Origin of the sequence: Streptomyces aquilus (genome assembly GCF_003955715.1) — a bacterium.
GTDB classification, from domain to species: Bacteria; Actinomycetota; Actinomycetes; order Streptomycetales; family Streptomycetaceae; genus Streptomyces; species Streptomyces aquilus.
On record NZ_CP034463.1, the window covers coordinates 2,621,735 to 2,640,840 of the forward strand.

Annotated in this window: 18 protein-coding genes; 10 read left to right on the top strand and 8 right to left on the bottom strand. The window is 70.0% G+C overall.

The window, feature by feature from the left end:
* Position 1: 1 nt before the first annotated feature.
* Positions 2-706, bottom strand: a complete 705-nt coding sequence (gene fabG / locus EJC51_RS12125; protein ID WP_126271070.1) for a 3-oxoacyl-[acyl-carrier-protein] reductase — start codon at positions 704-706, stop codon at positions 2-4.
* Positions 707-947: 241 nt separating this feature from the next.
* On the opposite strand from fabG, the gene EJC51_RS12130 reads away from it, so the two are divergent.
* The 3 genes from EJC51_RS12130 to tyrS are packed head-to-tail and all read left to right on the top strand — an operon-like array spanning position 948 to position 5,193.
* A complete protein-coding gene (locus EJC51_RS12130; RefSeq protein WP_126271071.1) occupies positions 948-2,471 on the top strand; it encodes a TldD/PmbA family protein in 1,524 nt (507 codons plus the stop codon).
* Complete coding sequence (locus EJC51_RS12135; RefSeq protein WP_126271072.1) at positions 2,468-3,868, top strand: metallopeptidase TldD-related protein; 1,401 nt, start codon at positions 2,468-2,470, stop codon at positions 3,866-3,868. The genes EJC51_RS12130 and EJC51_RS12135 overlap by 4 nt, the downstream gene beginning before the upstream one ends.
* A gap of 56 nt (positions 3,869-3,924) precedes the next feature.
* Entirely contained in the window at positions 3,925-5,193 is a 1,269-nt protein-coding gene (gene tyrS, locus EJC51_RS12140) for a tyrosine--tRNA ligase (protein ID WP_126271073.1), read from the top strand.
* A gap of 62 nt (positions 5,194-5,255) precedes the next feature.
* Here tyrS and EJC51_RS12145 read toward each other — a convergent pair whose 3' ends face one another.
* On the bottom strand, positions 5,256-5,534 hold the full coding sequence (locus EJC51_RS12145; RefSeq protein WP_126271074.1) for a GlsB/YeaQ/YmgE family stress response membrane protein: 279 nt from the start codon (positions 5,532-5,534) through the stop codon (positions 5,256-5,258).
* A 244-nt stretch (positions 5,535-5,778) separates the two neighbouring features.
* On the opposite strand from EJC51_RS12145, the gene EJC51_RS12150 reads away from it, so the two are divergent.
* Entirely contained in the window at positions 5,779-6,174 is a 396-nt protein-coding gene (locus EJC51_RS12150) for a DUF3099 domain-containing protein (protein WP_126271075.1), read from the top strand.
* A gap of 215 nt (positions 6,175-6,389) precedes the next feature.
* Positions 6,390-6,611, top strand: coding sequence for a hypothetical protein (locus tag EJC51_RS12155; protein WP_126271076.1), 222 nt, complete (start codon positions 6,390-6,392; stop codon positions 6,609-6,611).
* Here the strand turns inward: EJC51_RS12155 and moaA are convergent.
* From moaA to EJC51_RS12170, 3 genes are all read right to left on the bottom strand, one after another.
* The gene (gene moaA, locus EJC51_RS12160; protein ID WP_425276788.1) at positions 6,608-7,597 is read right to left on the bottom strand and encodes a GTP 3',8-cyclase MoaA; all 990 of its coding nucleotides are present in this window, start codon (positions 7,595-7,597) and stop codon (positions 6,608-6,610) included. The genes EJC51_RS12155 and moaA overlap by 4 nt on opposite strands.
* Before the next feature lie 176 nt (positions 7,598-7,773).
* Positions 7,774-9,393, bottom strand: a complete 1,620-nt coding sequence (locus EJC51_RS12165) for a solute symporter family protein (protein ID WP_126271078.1) — start codon at positions 9,391-9,393, stop codon at positions 7,774-7,776.
* On the bottom strand, positions 9,390-9,746 hold the full coding sequence (locus tag EJC51_RS12170) for a DUF485 domain-containing protein (protein ID WP_126271079.1): 357 nt from the start codon (positions 9,744-9,746) through the stop codon (positions 9,390-9,392). The genes EJC51_RS12165 and EJC51_RS12170 overlap by 4 nt, the downstream gene beginning before the upstream one ends.
* A gap of 327 nt (positions 9,747-10,073) precedes the next feature.
* On the opposite strand from EJC51_RS12170, the gene EJC51_RS12175 reads away from it, so the two are divergent.
* The 5 genes from EJC51_RS12175 to EJC51_RS12195 all read left to right on the top strand — a co-directional run bounded on the left by EJC51_RS12175 (position 10,074) and on the right by EJC51_RS12195 (position 16,318).
* On the top strand, positions 10,074-11,603 hold the full coding sequence (locus EJC51_RS12175) for a S8 family peptidase (protein ID WP_126271080.1): 1,530 nt from the start codon (positions 10,074-10,076) through the stop codon (positions 11,601-11,603).
* Positions 11,604-11,704: 101 nt separating this feature from the next.
* Complete coding sequence (locus EJC51_RS12180) at positions 11,705-13,216, top strand: S8 family peptidase (RefSeq protein WP_126271081.1); 1,512 nt, start codon at positions 11,705-11,707, stop codon at positions 13,214-13,216.
* Between the two features lie 131 nt (positions 13,217-13,347).
* A complete protein-coding gene (locus EJC51_RS12185; RefSeq protein WP_244362595.1) occupies positions 13,348-13,809 on the top strand; it encodes a hypothetical protein in 462 nt (153 codons plus the stop codon).
* A gap of 42 nt (positions 13,810-13,851) precedes the next feature.
* Entirely contained in the window at positions 13,852-15,207 is a 1,356-nt protein-coding gene (locus EJC51_RS12190) for a CoA transferase (RefSeq protein WP_126271083.1), read from the top strand.
* Between the two features lie 100 nt (positions 15,208-15,307).
* Entirely contained in the window at positions 15,308-16,318 is a 1,011-nt protein-coding gene (locus EJC51_RS12195; protein WP_126271084.1) for a CopD family protein, read from the top strand.
* A gap of 73 nt (positions 16,319-16,391) precedes the next feature.
* Here the strand turns inward: EJC51_RS12195 and EJC51_RS12200 are convergent, their stop codons facing one another.
* Genes EJC51_RS12200 through EJC51_RS12210 form a run of 3 tightly spaced genes read right to left on the bottom strand, consistent with a single transcriptional unit; the run spans position 16,392 to position 19,006 of the window.
* Positions 16,392-17,435 (bottom strand): zinc-dependent alcohol dehydrogenase family protein, encoded by a 1,044-nt coding sequence (locus EJC51_RS12200; protein ID WP_126271085.1) that lies wholly within the window; start codon positions 17,433-17,435, stop codon positions 16,392-16,394.
* A 36-nt stretch (positions 17,436-17,471) separates the two neighbouring features.
* Positions 17,472-18,191 carry a lysoplasmalogenase gene (locus EJC51_RS12205; protein ID WP_126271086.1) on the bottom strand — a complete coding sequence of 240 codons (720 nt, stop codon included), beginning with the start codon at positions 18,189-18,191 and terminating at the stop codon, positions 17,472-17,474.
* Positions 18,140-19,006 (bottom strand): sterol desaturase family protein, encoded by an 867-nt coding sequence (locus EJC51_RS12210; RefSeq protein WP_126271087.1) that lies wholly within the window; start codon positions 19,004-19,006, stop codon positions 18,140-18,142. The genes EJC51_RS12205 and EJC51_RS12210 overlap by 52 nt, the downstream gene beginning before the upstream one ends.
* Between the last annotated feature and the right edge of the window lie 100 nt (positions 19,007-19,106).

Below are 19,106 nucleotides of genomic sequence, written 5' to 3' on the forward strand. Positions count from 1 at the left end.
GTCAGTGACCCATTCCCAGTCCGCCGTCAACCGGGATGACGGCTCCAGTGATGTACGAGGCGTCGTCGGAGGCGAGGAACCGCACCGTCGCGGCGATCTCCTCCGGCTGCGCGTAACGGCCGAGCGGCACGGACTGCACGATGTTCGCGCGCTGCTCTTCGGTGAGCACCTTGGTCATGTCGGTGTCGACGAAGCCGGGGGCGACGACGTTGAACGTGATGTTGCGCGAGCCGAGCTCCCGCGCGAGCGAGCGCGCGAAACCGACCAAGGCGGCCTTGGAGGCGGCGTAGTTGGCCTGCCCCGGACCGCCGTACAGCCCGACGACCGACGAGATCAGGACGACGCGGCCCTTCTTGGCGCGCAGCATGCCGCGGTTGGCACGCTTGACGACGCGGAAGGTGCCGGTGAGGTTGGTGTCGAGGACGGACGTGAAGTCCTCCTCGGACATCCGCATCAGGAGCGTGTCCTTGGTGATGCCGGCGTTGGCGACCAGGACCTCGACCGGGCCGTGCTCGGCCTCGATCTCCTTGTAGGCCTGCTCCACCTGTTCGGTGTCGGTGATGTCGCACTTGACGGCGAGGAAGCCGGCCGGTGGCTCGCCCGAGCGGTACGTGATCGCGACCTTGTCGCCGGCGTCGGCGAAAGCGCGGGCAATGGCGAGGCCGATGCCCCGGTTGCCTCCGGTGACGAGAACCGAGCGGCTCAACGGATCACCCTTTCGATAGCGGTCTGAATACCCGCCCGAACACCTGGATGACAGGCGGCTTCCTGGGAAATCTATCGGTCCCCGGCCTCCGGCGGACAATCGGGCAGCGACAGTGGCTAAGGGGACTCACTGTCGGGTCTCTACAGAAGGACGCGCGCTCCGGTCGGAAACGTATGGTCCCTGGACCCGCCCACGCGACATGATCGGAGTCCACAGGTCACGACAGCAGGGAGATACCTCGGTGCCTCATACCATCGACGAAGCCTTCACAGCGCTTCCGCTACGCGCCCTCGCCGACGCCGCGCTGGCACGCGCGCGTGCGCTGGGTGCCGAGCACGCGGACTTCCGGTTCGAGCGGGTGCGCAGCGCGTCCTGGCGGCTGCGGGACGCCAAGCCCGCCGGGTCCTCGGACACCACCGACCTCGGGTACGCGGTGCGGGTCGTGCACGGTGGGACCTGGGGATTCGCGTCCGGCGTCGATCTGACCATGGACGCGGCGGCACGGGTCGCCTCGCAGGCGGTGGCCATGGCGAAGCTGTCCGCCCAGGTGATCAAGGCGGCCGGTTCCGACGAGCGGGTCGAGCTGGCCGACGAGCCGGTGCACGCCGAGAAGACGTGGATCTCGTCGTACGAGATCGATCCGTTCACCGTGCCCGACGAGGAGAAGGCCGGGCTGCTCGCGGAGTGGAGCGCGCGGCTGCTGGCGGCGAACGGGGTCAACCACGTCGACGCCTCGCTGCTCACCGTCCATGAGAACAAGTTCTACGCCGACACCGCCGGGACCGTGACCACCCAGCAGCGGGTGCGGCTGCACCCGGCGCTGACCGCGGTGTCGGTCGACGAGTCGAGCGGCGAGTTCGACTCGATGCGGACCATCGCGCCGCCGGTCGGCCGGGGCTGGGAGTACCTCACCGGCACCGGTTGGGACTGGGACAGCGAGCTGGCCCAGATCCCCGAGCTGCTCGCCGAGAAGATGCGGGCGCCGAGTGTCGAGTCCGGGGTGTACGACCTGGTCGTCGACCCGTCCAACCTGTGGCTGACCATCCACGAGTCCATCGGCCACGCCACCGAGCTGGACCGCGCCCTCGGTTACGAGGCCGCCTACGCCGGTACCTCCTTCGCCACTTTCGACCAGCTCGGCAAGCTGCGCTACGGCTCCGACCTGATGAACGTCACCGGTGACCGCACCGCCGAGCACGGCCTGGCGACCATCGGGTACGACGACGAGGGCGTCGAGGGCCAGTCCTGGGACCTGGTGAAGGACGGCACGCTCGTCGGCTACCAGCTGGACCGGCGCATCGCGAAGCTGACCGGCTTCGAGCGCTCCAACGGCTGCGCGTTCGCCGACTCCCCCGGCCATGTGCCGGTGCAGCGCATGGCCAACGTGTCCCTGCGGCCCGACCCGGCCGGCATGTCGACCGAGGACCTGATCGGCGGCGTCGACCGCGGCATCTACGTCGTCGGCGACCGCTCCTGGTCCATCGACATGCAGCGCTACAACTTCCAGTTCACCGGCCAGCGCTTCTTCAAGATCGAGAACGGCCGGATCGCCGGCCAGCTGCGGGACGTCGCCTACCAGGCGACCACCACCGACTTCTGGGGCTCCATGGCCGCCGTCGGCGGCCCGCAGACCTACGTCCTCGGGGGCGCCTTCAACTGCGGCAAGGCCCAGCCGGGCCAGGTCGCCGCCGTGTCGCACGGCTGCCCGTCGGCCCTCTTCAAGGGCGTCAACATTCTGAACACCACCCAGGAGGCCGGTCGATGAGCTCTCGTACGAACAAGCCGCACGAGATCGTCGAGCGCGCCCTGGAGCTGTCCCGCGCGGACGGCTGTGTCGTCATCGCCGACGAGCAGTCCACGGCCAACCTGCGCTGGGCCGGCAACGCGCTCACCACCAACGGCGTCACGCGCGGGCGCACGCTCACCGTCATCGCGACCGTCGACGGCAAGGAGGGCACCGCCTCGGGTGTCGTCTCCCGGGCCGCCGTCACCGTGGACGAGCTGGAGTCGCTGGTGCGGGCCGCGGAGGCCGCCGCGCGCGGGGCCGCGCCCGCCGAGGACGCGCAGCCGCTCGTGACGGCCGTACCGGCCTCCCCCGACTTCACGGACGCGCCCGCCGAGACGTCCTCCGCCGTCTTCGCGGACTTCGCCCCGGCGCTCGGTGAGTCCTTCGCACGCGCGCGTGCGGGCGGCCGGGAACTGTACGGTTTCGCCAACCACGAGCTGGTCTCCAGCTACCTCGGCACCTCCACCGGTCTTCGACTGCGTCACGACCAGCCCAACGGCACGCTCGAGCTGAACGCGAAATCCCCGGACCGTACGCGCTCGGCGTGGGCGGGCCGCTCCACGCGGGACTTCAAGGACGTCGACCCGGCCGCGCTGGACGCCGAGCTCGCCGTACGCCTGGGCTGGGCCGAGCGCAAGCACGACCTGCCCGCCGGGCGGTACGAGACGCTGCTGCCGCCGACCGCCGTCGCGGACCTGCTCATCTACCAGATGTGGTCGGCGTCGGGCCGGGACGCGTTCGAGGGCCGCACGGTGTTCTCCAAGCCGGGCGGCGACACCCGGACCCGGCTCGGCGAGAAGCTCACCGACCTGCCGCTGACGCTGCGCAGCGACCCGAACGAGCCGGGTCTGGAGTCCGCGCCGTTCGTGCTCGCGCACTCCTCCGGCGGGGACTCCTCGGTGTTCGACAACGGGCTGCCGCTGACGGCCACCGAGTGGATGCGCGAGGGCGAGCTGAGCAACCTGCTCACCAGCCGGCACAGCGCCGGGCTGACCGGGCTGCCGGTGGCGCCGGGCATCGACAACCTGATCCTCGACGGCGGCGACGACCGGTCCCTGGAGGAGATGGTCGCGAACACCGAGCGCGGGCTGCTGCTGACCTGCCTGTGGTACATCCGCGAGGTCGATCCGGCGACCCTGCTGCTGACCGGGCTGACCCGGGACGGCGTCTATCTCGTCGAGAACGGCGAGGTGACCGGCGAGGTCAACAACTTCCGGTTCAACGAGTCGCCCGTGGATCTGCTGGGCCGGGCCACCGAGGCCGGGCGCACGGAAAAGACGCTGCCGAGGGAGTGGAGCGACTGGTTCACTAGGGCTGCGATGCCGGCCCTGCGGGTGCCGGACTTCAATATGAGCTCTGTCAGTCGGGGCGTATAACCTCGTAGCCGGTAGTCACTCGGCTGCCCGAAGATCATCAAGGAGACGCGAGAACCGTGACGGACATCGTCGACGAGCTGAAGTGGCGTGGGCTGATCGCCCTCTCCACTGACGAGGACGCATTGCGCAAGGCGTTCGCGGACGGTCCCGTCACGTTCTATTGCGGCTTCGACCCGACCGCGCCCAGCCTGCACCTCGGCAACCTCGTGCAGATCCTGACGATGCGCCGGATCCAGGACGCGGGCAACCGTCCCCTGGGCCTGGTCGGTGGTGCGACGGGTCTGATCGGTGACCCGAAGCCGAACTCCGAGCGCACGCTCAACGCCCCGGACATCGTCGCCCAGTGGGTCGAGCGGCTGCGCGCGCAGATCGCCCCGCTGCTGGACTTCGAGGGGCCGAACGCCGCGGTCATGGTGAACAACCTGGACTGGACGCAGGGCCTGTCGGCCATCGAGTTCCTGCGGGACGTCGGCAAGCACTTCCGGGTCAACAAGATGATCGCGAAGGAGGCCGTCTCCCGGCGGCTCAACTCCGACGCGGGCATCAGCTACACCGAGTTCAGCTACCAGATCCTCCAGGGCATGGACTTCCTGGAGCTGTACCGGCGCTACGGCTGCACGCTCCAGACCGGCGGCAGCGACCAGTGGGGCAACCTCACCTCGGGCACCGACCTGATCCATCGGGTCGAGCCGGAGGCCGTGGTGCACGCGCTGGGCACTCCGCTGATCACCAAGGCCGACGGCACCAAGTTCGGCAAGACGGAGTCCGGCACGGTCTGGCTCGACCCCGAGATGACCACGCCGTACGCCTTCTACCAGTTCTGGCTGAACGCGGACGACCGGGATGTCTCCAAGTTCCTGCGGATCTTCAGCTTCAAGTCCCGTGCGGAGATCGAGGAGCTGGAGAAGGCGACCGAGGAGCGTCCTCAGGCCCGTGCCGCCCAGCGCGCGCTGGCCGAGGAGCTGACGACGCTGGTGCACGGCGCCGACCAGACGGCGGCCGTGATCGCCGCGTCCAAGGCCCTCTTCGGTCAGGGCGAGCTGGCGGAGCTGGACGACAAGACGCTGGCGGCGGCGCTGTCCGAGGTGCCGCACATCCAGGTCGCCGAGCTCGGTCTCGTCGTGGACCTGTTCGCCGAGGTCGGTCTCGTGGCCAGCAAGTCGGCGGCGCGGCGGACCGTGAAGGAGGGCGGGGCCTACGTGAACAACGTCAAGGTCGCGGCCGAGGACGCGGTGCCCGCCAAGGAGGACCTGCTCCACGGACGGTGGCTGGTGCTGCGGCGCGGGAAGAAGAACCTGGCGGCGGTCGAGGTGACCGGAGCGTAGTCGGCACGAAGGGGGCGGCTCTCATCGAGAGAGCCGCCCCCTTCGTCGTACGCGCTGTCCTGTCACGCCTGCTGTTTGCGCTTGCCCAGCGTCGCCATGTACAGCATGTCGCCCACGCCCACGATGATGATCGCGGCGATCAGCTGGAAGGCGTGGCGGCTCCAGTCGATGCCGGAGGTGGCGTCGACGCCCGCCCAGCGGGCGATGGCGTTGCCGACGAGGGCGCCCAGCATGCCGAAGATGGTCGTCAGCCAGAGCGGACTGTGCTGCTTGCCCGGGATGATCGCCTTCGCGATCAGGCCCAGGACGAATCCCACGATGATCGCCCACAACCAGCCCATGGCTGCCTCCTTGTACGGCTCGACGTGAGCATTACCGTCAGTGTCGGCCCATGCGCCGTACGCCGCATGTCGAGGCGCCCGTACGTGTCGAAGCGCAGGTCGTTCGCCTTCGTGAGAGGTGCCCCGGTCTCGTAGGCGTCGCAGGTGCGGCGTAACGTAGGACGTGTCCGGGCCCGGTTCTCGTGCCGGGAGCGGAGTGGGAACGGGCCGGGGAGAGTCCGATGCGGGCGGATGGTGGAATGTGATGCGGAAGCAGCATGCAGGCGGCGCCCAGGTGTTCCGGATCACCGGAGCCCGTGCGGGCCTCCAGGAGGACGTGCGCGGCCGGCAGCGGCGGTACGTGATCTCGATGGCGGTGCGCACGCTGTCGGTGATCCTCGCGGCCACCCTGTGGAACGTCGAACGGCACGTCGCGATCGTCGCGTTGGTGCTGGGGGCGCTGCTTCCCTACATCGCGGTGGTGATCGCGAACGCGGGGCGGGAGAACGCGCCGGGTCTGCCGTCCACCTTCGTGGCTGCTCCGCTGCGTCCGATGATCTCTCCGCCGCGGGCCGACGCACCCTTCGCGGAACCCGTCCCGGAAGACGCCGCGAGCGGTCCGGCGGCGGGTGTGCGGAGCGAGCCTCACGAGCGGATGTGACGCTCGGCGGAGGGCCCGCAACCGGACGTCACCTCCGGACCAAGCTCAAGAAAAGCTCAGATCAATCATGTTGTTCCAGTGCCGGGCGGCGGGTTACCCGTGACATACTTCCTACGCGCTCCGCATCCCCCGTCGGAGCGACAGACCGACGCCGGGCAGCTCCCCCCGTGGCTGCTCGGCGTCGCCTTGTTCAGCGCAGTTTGTGAGACGGACCAGTGAGTGAAGAGACCGCGCCGATCTGTTCGGCGAAGGGGTGCCGGGCCGACGCGGTGTGGGTGCTCGCGTGGAACAACCCGAAGATCCACACGCCGGAGCGCAGGAAGACCTGGCTGGCGTGTGAGGAGCATCGGGAGCATCTGTCCCAGTTCCTCGGAGTGCGGGGGTTCTTGAAGGACGTGGTCCTTCTGAAGGAATGGGAAGCCCCCGAAGGCGCCTAGCCGCCGATCGCCGACATCGGTCGGTCCGGCTGGACGAACGTAGGGTCGTCCAGGCCCGCGCCCGCCTTCTTGCCCCACATCGCCGTCCGCCAGATGCTCGCTATCTCCTCGTCCGGGGCGCCCGAGCGCAGGGCCGCGCGGAGGTCCGTCTCCTCCTGGGCGAACAGGCAGGTGCGGATCTGGCCGTCGGCCGTGAGGCGGGTGCGGTCGCAAGCCGCGCAGAACGGGCGGGTGACCGAGGCGATGACACCCACCACGTGCGGGCCGCCGTCGACGATCCAGCGCTCCGCCGGGGCCGAGCCGCGCTTCTCCGAGCCTTCCTCGGTGAGCTCGAAGCGGGTGCGCAGGGAGGTGAGGATGTCCCCTGCCGTGATCATGCCGTCGCGCTTCCAGCCGTGCTGGGCGTCCAGGGGCATCTGCTCGATGAAGCGCAGTTCGTAGTCGTGCTCGACGGCCCAGGCGAGGAGGTCGGGGGCCTCGTCCTCGTTGAGCCCCGGCATCAGGACCGAGTTGACCTTCACCGGGGTCAGGCCGGCCTCGCGGGCGGCGTACAGGCCCTCGATGACGTCCTTGTGGCGGTCCCGGCGGGTGAGGGTCTTGAAGACGTCCGGGCGGAGGGTGTCGAGGGAGACGTTGACCCGGTCCAGGCCCGCGGCCTTCAGGGCCGCCGCGGTGCGCTTGAGGCCGATGCCGTTGGTCGTCAGCGACATCTGGGGGCGGGGTGCGAGGGCCGCGACGCGCTCCACGATGCCGACCAGGCCCGGGCGCAGCAGCGGCTCGCCGCCGGTGAAGCGGACCTCCTCGATACCGAGGGAGGTGACCGCGATGTCGATCAGGCGGACGATCTCGTCGTCCGTGAGGAGGTCGGGCTTGGCCAGCCACTGGAGGCCCTCTTCGGGCATGCAGTACGTACAGCGCAGATTGCACCGGTCGGTCAGTGACACGCGCAGGTCGGTGGCCTGCCGGCCGTAGGTGTCGATGAGCACGTGGGCCCCCTCCCTCGTCGCGGAACACTGCGGATCATCGCGGATCATTCATTTTCCGTCACTTGCGAGCCTACGTGACCGCACTGACATCGACAGTGCCCGATCCCACGAGGTACGACGCGGCCGCGTCGTAGGGAACTACGACGCGGCCGCTCGGAGGATCGCCCCAGGGGGACTCAGTGGGCGCCGGTGCCGGTCAGGGACCGGACCTCCAGCTCCGCGTACTTGCCGGCGTCGGGCTCCTCCTTGGACAGGACGGTGCCCAGGAAGCCCATGAGGAAGCCGAACGGGATGGAGATGATGCCCGGGTTCTTCAGCGGGAAGTAGGCGAAGTCGACGTCCGGGAACATCGCCTTCGGGTCGCCGGAGACCACCGGGGAGAACAGCACCAGGCCGGTGGCGACGATCAGACCGCCGTAGATCGACCACAGGGCGCCCTGGGTGGTGAACCGCTTCCAGAACAGGCTGTAGAGGATCGTCGGCAGGTTGGCGGACGCGGCGACCGCGAACGCCAGCGCGACCAGGCCGGCCACGTTGAGGTCGCGGGCGAGGGCGCCCAGGCCGATGGAGACGATGCCGATGAAGACGGTCGCCCAGCGGGCCGCGCGGACCTCTTCCTTGCCGGACGCCTTGCCCTTGCGGATGACGTTGGCGTAGATGTCGTGCGCGAACGAGGACGAGGAGGCGAGGGTCAGACCCGCCACCACCGCGAGGATCGTCGCGAAGGCCACCGCGGAGATCGTGGCCAGCAGGATCGCGCCCCACGCCGAGTCGACGCCGCCCAGATGGAGCGCGAGGAGTGGCGCCGCCGTGTTGCCGGACGGGTTGGACTCGATGATCTCGTCCTGCGAGATCAGGGCCGCGGCGCCGAAGCCGAGGGCGATGGTCATCAGGTAGAAGCCGCCGATGATGCCGATGGCCCAGTTCACGGACTTCCGGGCGGCCTTGGCGTTGGGCACCGTGTAGAAGCGGATCAGGATGTGCGGCAGGCCGGCGGTGCCGAGGACCAGGGCGATGCCGAGCGAGATGAAGTCCAGCTTGGAGGTGCCGGTCGCGCCGTACTGGAGGCCGGGCTCCAGGAAGGCGGTGCCCTTGCCGCTGTTCTCGGCGGCCTTGCCGAGCAGGTCGGAGATGTTGAAGTCGAACTTCAGCAGCACCAGGAACGTGATCAGAATGGTGCCGCTGATCAGCAGCACCGCCTTGACCATCTGGACCCAGGTGGTGCCCTTCATGCCGCCGATGGAGACGTACACGATCATCAGGAGGCCGACGAGGGCGACGATGCCGATCTTGCCCGCGTCGGAGGTGATGCCGAGCAGCAGCGAGACGAGGACGCCGGCGCCGGCCATCTGCGCGAGCAGGTAGAAGATCGAGACGACGATCGTGGAGGTGCCGGCCGCGGTGCGGACCGGGCGCTGGCGCATGCGGTACGCCAGGACGTCGCCCATCGTGTAGCGGCCGGAGTTCCTGAGCGGTTCGGCGACCAGCAGCAGGGCGACGAGCCAGGCGACCAGGAAGCCGATGGAGTACAGGAAGCCGTCGTAGCCGAACAGCGCGATGGCGCCGGCGATGCCGAGGAAGGACGCGGCCGACATGTAGTCGCCGGAGACCGCGAGGCCGTTCTGGAAGGCGCTGAACTGGCGGCCGCCGGCGTAGAAGTCGGCGGCGTCCTTGGTCTGGCGGCCCGCCCAGACGGTGATGACGAGGGTCGCGAGGACGAAGACGGCGAACAGGCTGATGATCAGCGGCCGGTGCTCGCTGGCCTCGCCTGCGGCCAGGGTGATCGCGGGGCTCATGCGCCGCCCTCCATCCGGGACTTGATCGCCTCGGCCTTGGGGTCGAGCTTCGCGGCGGCGTGCCGCGAGTACCACCAGGCGATGAGGAACGTGGTGATGAACTGGGCGAGGCCGAACACGAAGGCGACGTTGATGTTGCCGAACAGCTTGGTGCCCATGAAGTCGCCCGCGAAGTTCGACAGCAGGACGTACAGCAGGTACCAGGCGATGAAGCCGACGGTCAGGGGGAAGGCGAAGTTGCGGTAGGAGCGGCGCAGTTCACCGAACTCCGCGCTCTGCTGCACCGCGGTGAACTCCTCGGTGCTGGGGAGTTTGTGTTGCTCTGTCGAGGGGGGCGGTGCGTCGGTAGCCACGGAGTCTCCTCGCGTTGCGGGCGCTGTTGCCACGGCGGACGGGGGCTGTTCGGGGGTGGGGGACGGGTTCGGTACGACGGACATGGGCGGCTCTGTTCCTCGCGGTTCGTCAGGGGGCTCGATCGTCCTCGTGCTCCCTGCCCAAGGTCACGGCGGCACGCGAGGACCGGTTCAACTGGGTTTGCTTCTTCTTGAAGTCATCTCGGGAAGGTCATTGCTGGCCAGTGACTGCGAGAGATAACTTCGGGCCTGCACCACCCGTCATGTACCTGCCCGAGCACCACCTGTGTCTCGGGCGGTTTCGTTTCCGGATGATGTGGAGACCCCATGTCCCGTCTGCGTTCCAGACGTCGGCTCGCCCTTGCCGTACCCGTCGTGCTCTCGCTGACCGCCTCGCTCGGCTTCCTGCCGGCGGCCGCGTCGGCCGCCCCCTACGCGGAGCCCACCGCGCAGACAGCGGACGCACCGAACCTGTCGTACGTCGTCAACACCAAGGTGGACCGTTACACGATCGCGTCGGTCAAGAAGGCGATCGCGGCGGCCGGCGGCACGGTCGTCATCACGTACGACAAGATCGGCGTGATCGTCGTCCACTCCGCCAACCCCGACTTCGGGCCCCAGATACGCAAGGTCCGCGGCGTGCAGTCGGCGGGCGCGACCCGCACCTCGGCGCTGACTCCGGCCGGCACCACGGACGAGGGCGCGGTGCAGCCGCTCACCAAGGAGCAGGCCGAGAAGGTCGAGAAGGCCTCGGCCGCCGAGGCCGGGAGCGAGCCTCTCGAGGCCGACCAGTGGGACCTGCGGGCGATCGGCGCCGACAAGGCCGCGCAGATCAACCCGGGCAGCAAGAAGGTCACCGTCGCCGTGATCGACACCGGCGTCGACGACACCCACCCGGACATCGCCCCGAACTTCTCCGCGTCCCAGTCCGCCAACTGCGACGGCGGTGTCCCCGACACCACCGAGGGCGCCTGGCGGCCGTACACCGCGGACGACTACCACGGCACCCACGTGGCCGGTGAGATCGCCGCCGCCCGCAACGGCATCGGTGTCGCCGGTGTCGCGCCCGGTGTGAAGGTCGCGGCCATCAATGTGACCGACCCGAGCAACGGTCTCTTCTACCCGGAGAGCGTCGTCTGCGCGTTCGTGTTCGCCGCCGACCACGGCGTGGAGATCACGAACAATAGCTACTACGTTGATCCATGGCTGTACAACTGCCTTGACGACCCCGACCAGCGGGCCATTGTTGATTCGGTCAACAGAGCGTCCCTCTACGCTCAACACAAGGGCACGCTCAACCTGGCGTCGGCGGGCAACTCCAACGACGACCTCGACTCCGACGCCCTCGTCGACGACTCCAGCCCCGACGACTCCACGCCGGTCACCCGCACCGTCGACCCGCACGAGTGCTTCGACGTGCCGACCATGCTGCCGGGTGTCGTCACGGTCAGCGCGACGGGCGTCAACAACCTCAAGTCGTACTACTCGTCGTACGGTTACGGCGTCGTCGACATCGCGGCCCCGGGCGGCGACCGGCTCTACCAGATCCCGGACACCCCGTCGAAGAACGGCCGCATCCTGTCGACGCTGCCGAACAACTCGTACGGATTCCTCCAGGGCACCTCGATGGCGTCCCCGCACGCCGCGGGTGTCGCCGCGCTGCTGAAGTCGACGCATCCGTGGGCGACTCCGGCGCAGCTCCAGGCGCTGATGAAGGCGCAGGCCGACAACCCGGGCTGCCCCGCCTCCTACGACCAGGACGGCGACGGCACGCAGGACGCGACCTGCGTGGGCGGCAAGCGGGTCAACGGGTTCTACGGCTTCGGCATCGTGAACGCGCTGCGCGCGGTCAAGTAACCGCGGCCGGGCAGCCCCGTACAGCACCCGCACGGTCCGCAGCACAGCACCCGCACGGTCCGCTCGTACCGCTGGTACCGCGAACGAACTGGAGATCCTGAATGACAGCGCCTCACCCGCGCTTCCGCCGTGTGATGGCCGTCCCGGTCGGGATGGCCATGGCGACGGCTCTCGCGTTCCTGCCGAACGTCACGGCGTCGGCGGCGGAGGAGTCCCCGGCCGCCGAGGCGACAGCGCTCAGCTATGTCGTCAACGTCAGCCCCGGGCACGGGCCTTCGAAGCACGTGAAGAAGGCGATAGCCGACGCCGGCGGCACGATCCTGACGTCGTACGACCAGATAGGCGTCGTCGTCGTCCACTCGGCGAACCCCGACTTCGCGAAGATCCTGCGCACCGTGCCCGGGGTCCAGTCGGCCGGCAACACGCGCAACGCGCCGCTGCCCGCCCAGTCGACGACCGACGTGGGCACCCCGAAGATGCTCGACGCCGAGGACCTCGCGGCCGTCCAGGCCGCCGAGGGGCAGGACCCGCTGGAGCCGTTGCAGTGGGACCTGCCCGCCATCAAGGCGGACAAGGCGCACGAGAAGTCGCTCGGCAGCAGCAAGGTGACGGTCGCCGTGATCGACACCGGCGTCGACGACACCCACCCGGACATCGCGCCGAACTTCGACCGGTCCGCGTCGGTCAACTGCGTGACGGGCAAGCCCGACACGACCGACGGGGCGTGGCGGCCGACCACGGGCGAGAGCCCGCACGGCACGCACGTCGCCGGTGAGATAGCGGCCGCCAAGAACGGCGTGGGCATGACGGGTGTCGCGCCCGGCGTGAAGGTGTCCGGCATCAAGGTGTCCACGACGGCCGGCTACTTCTACACGGAGGCCGTGGTCTGCGGCTTCGTGTGGGCGGCCGAGCACGGCGTCGACGTCACGAACAACAGCTATTACACCGACCCGTGGTACTTCAACTGCAAGAACGACCCGGACCAGAAGGCGCTCGTCGACGCCGTCTCGCGGGCCTCGCGGTACGCGGAGAAGAAGGGCGCCGTCAACGTCGCGGCGGCCGGCAACGAGAACTACGACCTCGCCGCCGACGAGATCACCGACCCGGTCTCCCCCAACGACGCCACGCCCTCGGACCGGGTCATCGACCCCTCCGAGTGCTACGACATCCCGACCCAGCTGCCGGGTGTCGTGACGGTCGCGGCGACCGGCGCGAAGGGCGTCAAGTCGTCCTTCTCCAACCACGGTCTGGGCGTCATCGACATCGCCGCTCCGGGCGGCGACTCGACCCGCTTCCAGACCCCCGCCCCGCCGGCCACCAGCGGCCTGATCCTGGGCACGCTGCCGGGCGGCGGCTGGGGCTACATGGCCGGTACGTCGATGGCCACGCCGCATGTCGCGGGCGTGGCGGCGCTCATCAAGTCGACGCACCCGAAGGCCCCTCCGGCCCTGGTGAAGGCCCTGCTGTACGCGGAGGCCGACGCCACGCCGTGCACCGACCCGTACGACATCGACGGCGACGGCAAGGTCGACGCGGTGTGCGAGGGGCCGAAGAACTACAACGGCTTCTACGGCTGGGGTACGGCTGACGCACTGGACGCGGTCACCAAGTAAGGGCACGCGTGCGTGAAGGGGTCGGGGACCGGGTCCCCGGCCCCTTTGCGTGTGGGGGATGATCTACGGCCATGGATGTGTACGAAGATCCCGCGACGTGGGCGCCTGAACGGTCCAGGTCCAAGGGGCAGTTGACAGCCCGATTCGTTCTCACGGTCCTGTACACCCCTGTGCAGATCGTGCTGTGGCTCGCGGCCCTGGCGGCCTTCCTGGTCGTCGGGCTGGTCACGGAGATCATCACCGTGCTCAGCACCTCGTACGAACAGGGCTTGTTCAAGGCCATGGACCGGGTGCTGGACCCGCTGGCGAAATGGCCCTCCTGGTGCGTGAGTTGGCCGGAGCTGCGACATGAGGGCGACACCGCCTACTACAGGGCGCGGGTGGAGAAAAGGGTCGGTCGCTGGACCAAGCGAGCCTCTGTCCCGCGCAAGCCCGGTAAGCCGCGGCCTCCGGTCGAGTGCGCGATACCGGTGCGCGACTACCGCGGCGTCGGCGGCTGGTACGTCGCCCAGGTCGCCCTCGCTCAGGGCTGGGAGCTGCGGCCCAGCGACGTGCGCAAGGAGGTGCGGCTCTGGTGGTCCGCCGCGTCATGAGTTGATCACAGGTTGATTGAATCAATACTGCATAGTGAAGTCATGACTGACGTGGTGCGTGAGGGTGCTCTTCAGGCGCGGCTTCCCGTACGGGAGCTGGCGCACGCCTGCGTCGACGCGTGTGCGCGGGCCGCCGCTGAGCTGGCGGCGTTGAGGGCCGGGCTCGACACGGTGCCGGAGGTGTGGGTGGACGACGGGGCCGTCGCCACCGCGTTCACGAGTGAGCGGCATCTGTTGATCAATGGTCGGGCTCCGGTCAACTTCGCGCCCTTGTCGAGGTTCTGGCGGACCGCCGACGGATGGGTGCGCACCCACGCCAACTACCCGCATCACCGGGAGCGGCTGCTCAAGGTGATGGGACCGGCCGATTCCCTGGAGGCGGCGTTCGCCGAGCGGTCCGCCCTGGAGGTCGAGGACGCCGTGTACGCGGCCGGGGGCCTCGCCGTCGCCCTGCGGACGCCCGAGGAGTGGGCGGTCCACGAACAGGCGGTGGAGCTGGCCAGACGGCCGCTCGTGGAGCGCGAGCGGCTCGACTCCGCCCCCGCGCGCGGGCTCGCGCCGATCGACGGCACTCCCCTGCTGCCCGCCGCCGGACTGCGGGTCCTGGACCTGACCCGGGTCATCGCGGGACCGGTCGCCACGCGCACGTTCGCCCTGCTGGGCGCCGACGTCCTGCGCATCGATCCGCCCCGGATGCCCGAGCTCCCGGACCAGCACGCCGACACCGGCTTCGGGAAGCGCTCCGCGACGCTGGACCTGACGGCTGACCGGGGTGCCTTCGAGGAGTTGCTCGCGGTGGCCGACGTGGTCGTCACCGGGTACCGGCCCGGCGCCCTCGACCGGTTCGGGCTGTCGGCGGAGGCGCTCGCCGAGCGGCGGCCGGGGATCGTCGTGGCACAGCTGTCGGCATGGGGCGCGTACGGGCCGTGGAGCGAGCGGCGGGGTTTCGACAGCCTGGTGCAGGTGGCGACCGGGATCGCGGCGGTCGAGGGGTCGCTGGAGCAACCCGGCGCACTGCCTGCGCAGGCGCTGGACCACGGGACGGGGTATCTGCTGGCGGCGGAGGTACTGCGGGCGGTGCGCGAGCAGTCGTACGACGGTGGCAGCCGGTTCGTGCGGCTGGCGCTGGCCCGGACGGCGCAGTGGCTGATGGAGGGGGTCCCGGACGGGTCCGCCGGGTGGCTCGGGGGGCTCGGCGCGACGGGTGTGGACACGCAGGAGACCGCTGGGCAGGGCGCGTCGGCCACCTACGACGGCCCGGACGCCTGGCTCGCCGAGGCCGACAGCGGCGTCGGGCGGCTGCGGTACGCCCGGTCGCCGGTGTCCTTCGTCGGCGGGCCGGGCGACTGGGCGCGGCCGCCGGGGCCCTGGGGTGCCGACCCCGCGCGGTGGGTGTGAGCGGTGGGCGGCCGGAAAACGTACTCCTGGGCGGAATGGCGTAGCGCCAGTTGTTTTTCTTGACTTGCCCTGTTCTGCGACGGCTGGTGAAGATCTTGAGGTGACCTTGATAAGACCCAGCACCGGGACGCCGGACGCCGGCGGACCGCTGCCGCGGCGGACCGGCACCGGTCGTGCCGTCGCCGTTCTCGTCCTGGTGGCCCTCGGGGCCCTGATACCCCTGCTCGGGCCGTCCGCCGCGCTGCACGGCACCGGGGAGGCCGCGGCGCCCGGTGACGGCGGCATCGCGCTGCTGCGGGCGGTGCTGTTCGCCGCACTGTGCGTTCCGGTGGGCGAGCTGTTCGTGAACCGGCTGGCCCGCGCGGTGCCCGGCGCTCCCCGGACCATGCCCCGCAGTTGGGCCGTGTACGCGGCGGGCGCCGGTTTCGTGGCCGCCCTGGGGCTGGCCTCGGTCGTGGCGACCGGGAACCTCGTGCCGCACAGCCTCGCCGAGATCGACGTGGGCGGCCTGTACGACTCCCGGGACGGCAAGCTCGCGCTCGTCGAGGTCAACGCGTTCCTCGTGGCGGGGCTGTGCGCCCGTTCGGCCCGCCCGGCCTCCCAGGCCTGGCCGCTGGCCGCGGTCGTGGTGGCGGAGGCGCTGCGGGCCCATCCGCCGACCGAGCACGGTCCGCTGGTCGGGTCGGGGCTGACGCTCGTTCATCTGACCTGTGCGGCGCTGTGGGTGGGCGGGCTGCTGTACGCGCTGCGGACGCTCCGGGGGTGGGGGCCGTCGGAGGCGGGCTCGGCCCTGCTGGGGCTCTACGCGCGCGTGGCCGCGGTGCTGCTGGCCGCGATCACGGCGACCGGGGTGTGGAGCACTCTGCGCCGGATGCCGCCGGAGACCGTCCTGGACCAGTTGACGTCGACCGCGTACGGGCGCGTGCTGCTCGCCAAGGTGCTGCTGGTTGTCGCGGTCGCCGCGCTCGCCCTGTGGGCGCGGCTCCGGCTGCGCCGGGCGCCCGACCCGCTGACCGCCTGCTCCCCCGCGCGGGCGGAGGTCGCCCTGCTGGGCGTGGTGGTCGTGGTGTCGGGACTGCTGACGGCGCTGCCGGTGCCGATCCGCTGGTGAGCCTCGGGTCCGCGCGACGGACCTCAGGCGGTGACTCGGGTCCGCATGACGGACCCCAGGTCGTGCCGGAATCTCAGCCGGTGACCAGGACCTTCAACGCCGTGCGCTCGTCCATCGCCTTGTAGCCGGCCGGTACGCCCTCCATGCCGACGGTCAGGTCGAAGACGGGCGACGGGTCGATGCTGCCGTCCAGGATGTCGGGCAGCAGCTCGGGGATGTACGCGCGGACCGGCGCGACGCCGCCGCGCAGCGCGATGTTCCGGTCGAACATGACGCCCAGGTCGAGGCCCGTACCGCTGCCGTGCGGGACGCCGACCCAGCCGACGGTGCCGCCGTCGCGGGCGATGCCGACCGCCGTGCGCATGGACTGCTCGGTGCCGACGGCCTCGACGACGGCGTGCGCGCCCTGGCCGCCGGTGAGTTCACGGACGGCCTCGACGGCCGCGTCGCCGCGCTCGGCGACGACGTCGGTGGCGCCGAAGCGGCGGGCGATGTCGGTGCGGGCCTCGTGGCGGCCCAGCGCGATGATCCGCTCGGCGCCCAGCCGCTTGGCGGCGAGGACCGCGCACAGGCCGACGGCCCCGTCACCGACGACGGCGACCGTGGCACCCGCGCGGGCACCGGCGCCGAGAGCGGCGTGGTGGCCGGTGCCCAGGACGTCGGACAGGGTCAGCAGGGCGGACAGGAGGTGGTCGTCGGAAGCCGCCTCCTTGGGCAGCTGCACGAGGGTGCCGTCGGCGAAGGGCACGCGCACGGCCTCGCCCTGGCCGCCGTCGTAGCCGACCGAGCCCCAGAAGCCGCCGTGCTCGCAGGAGGTGTTCAGGCCCTCGCGGCAGTAGTCGCAGACGCCGTCGGACCACATGAAGGGCGCGACGACCAGGTCTCCGCGCCGTACGGTGCCCACCTCGGAGCCCGTCTCCTCGACGATGCCGAGGAACTCGTGCCCGATGCGCTGCCCCGGCTGCCGGGTGGCCTGCCCGCGGTACGCCCACAGGTCGCTGCCGCAGATGCAGGCGCGCAGCACGCGCACCACGGCGTCGGTGGGCAGCTGCACGACCGGGTCGGGCACGTCCTCCACGCGCATGTCGAAGGGGGCGTGGATGGTGGTGGCGCGCATGGCGAGGGTCCTTCTCGTCTGGGGTGGTACGTGCGCTCAGGGGGTGGTCGAGCGCACTTCACCGTACGCCGCCCCGGGCAGCCGTCGCTCGCCGAGTGCGCCGGTGACCAGCAGGGACTGCGCGGCGACATAGGTGAGCATGATCCACAGGTCGGGGCGCGGCAGCTGGTCCCAGTCGGCGACTCCGCTCGCGATGAGCGTGTCGGAGAGGACGAAGAGCACACCGCCGATCCCGGCCACACGGCCCATGCGGGCGGCGGCGAGGTACGCCATGACCGTGAGCAGGACGCTGTAGCCGGCGACGGGGACGCGCAGGTCGGCGGGGAGGTCCGGCCAGAGGGACTGGATCGTGGTCGCCAGCACGACGACGTAGATGACGGCGAGGAACCCGCCCCGCGCGCGTACCGTCGCGATGTCCGTGCCGTACTTCTGGAACAGGACGATGTAGCAGACGTGTCCGGCCGCGAAGGAGGCCATCCCCGCGAGGAAGGCCGGATCGGCGTCGAAGAGGAGCAGGACGTCGCCGCCCCAGCCGAGGAGCAGCGCGGCGATCAGGAGGCGGGGAGCGCCCCTGGAGGCCGCGTACGCGGCCAGGAGCGGCATCAGGAGCGGCTTGGCGACCATGTGCCCGATGTCCCACCCGGCGGCCAGGGAGACGAGGTCCACGGCGGCGGCGAGGGCGAAGGCCCTGAGGAGGAGGCGTGTCACGCGGCGATGATCTCCTTGGCCGGCTCCGCGGCGGTAGCGGGTTTCCATCCCGGACCCCGGAAGAGGATCCCGGCACGATCACGCCACCTTCGGGCCGCCTTGATGTCCTTGGCGATCGACATGTACTCGTGGGTGGCGACCTTGATCGGGTTGAACGTGTTGATGTTCTTGGTCAACCCGTAGACAGGCCGGTCGGTCTCGGCGACGAACGAGCCGAAGAGTCGGTCCCAGACGATGAGGATGCCGCCGAAGTTGCGGTCCAGGTAACCGCCCTGCGAGGCGTGGTGGACCCGGTGGTGGGAGGGCGTGTTGAGGACGAACTCGAACCACCGGGGCATCTTGTCGATGCGCTCGGTGTGGATCCAGAACTGGTAGACGAGGTTCGCCGAGGAGCAGAACGCGAGGGCGGCCGGATGCACACCAGCGGCGATGAGCGGCACGTAGAACGGCCAGACCGTCAGCGAGGTCCAGGGCTGCCGCAGGGCGGTGGTGAGGTTGAACTTCTCGCTGGAGTGGTGGACGACGTGGCAGGCCCACAGGATGCGGATGACGTGGTGGCCGCGGTGGGACCAGTAGTAGAAGAAGTCCTGCGCGAGCAGCATCAGCGGGACGGTCCACCACAGCACCGGGACGCGCAGGGGCGTGAGTTCGTAGACCGCGGTGTAGACCGCGACGATCGGGATCTTCCACAGGAAGTCGAAGACGAGGCTTCCCAGGCCCATGCCGACACTGGTCGCGGCATCCTTCGTCTCGTATCCGGCGGCGTCCTCGTCCGGGTGGACGCGCACGCTGATCATCTCGACCACGGTGAGCAGCACGAAGGCGGGTATCGACCACAGCACGACATCGGGCAGGTTCGGCATGAGGGCACCGTAGAACCGCTGGTCGGCCGCGACCAGACGTTGTTACTCACAAGTATTACCGGCGGTACGCGCTTACTTGTTGGTGATCTCCGCCAAAGTC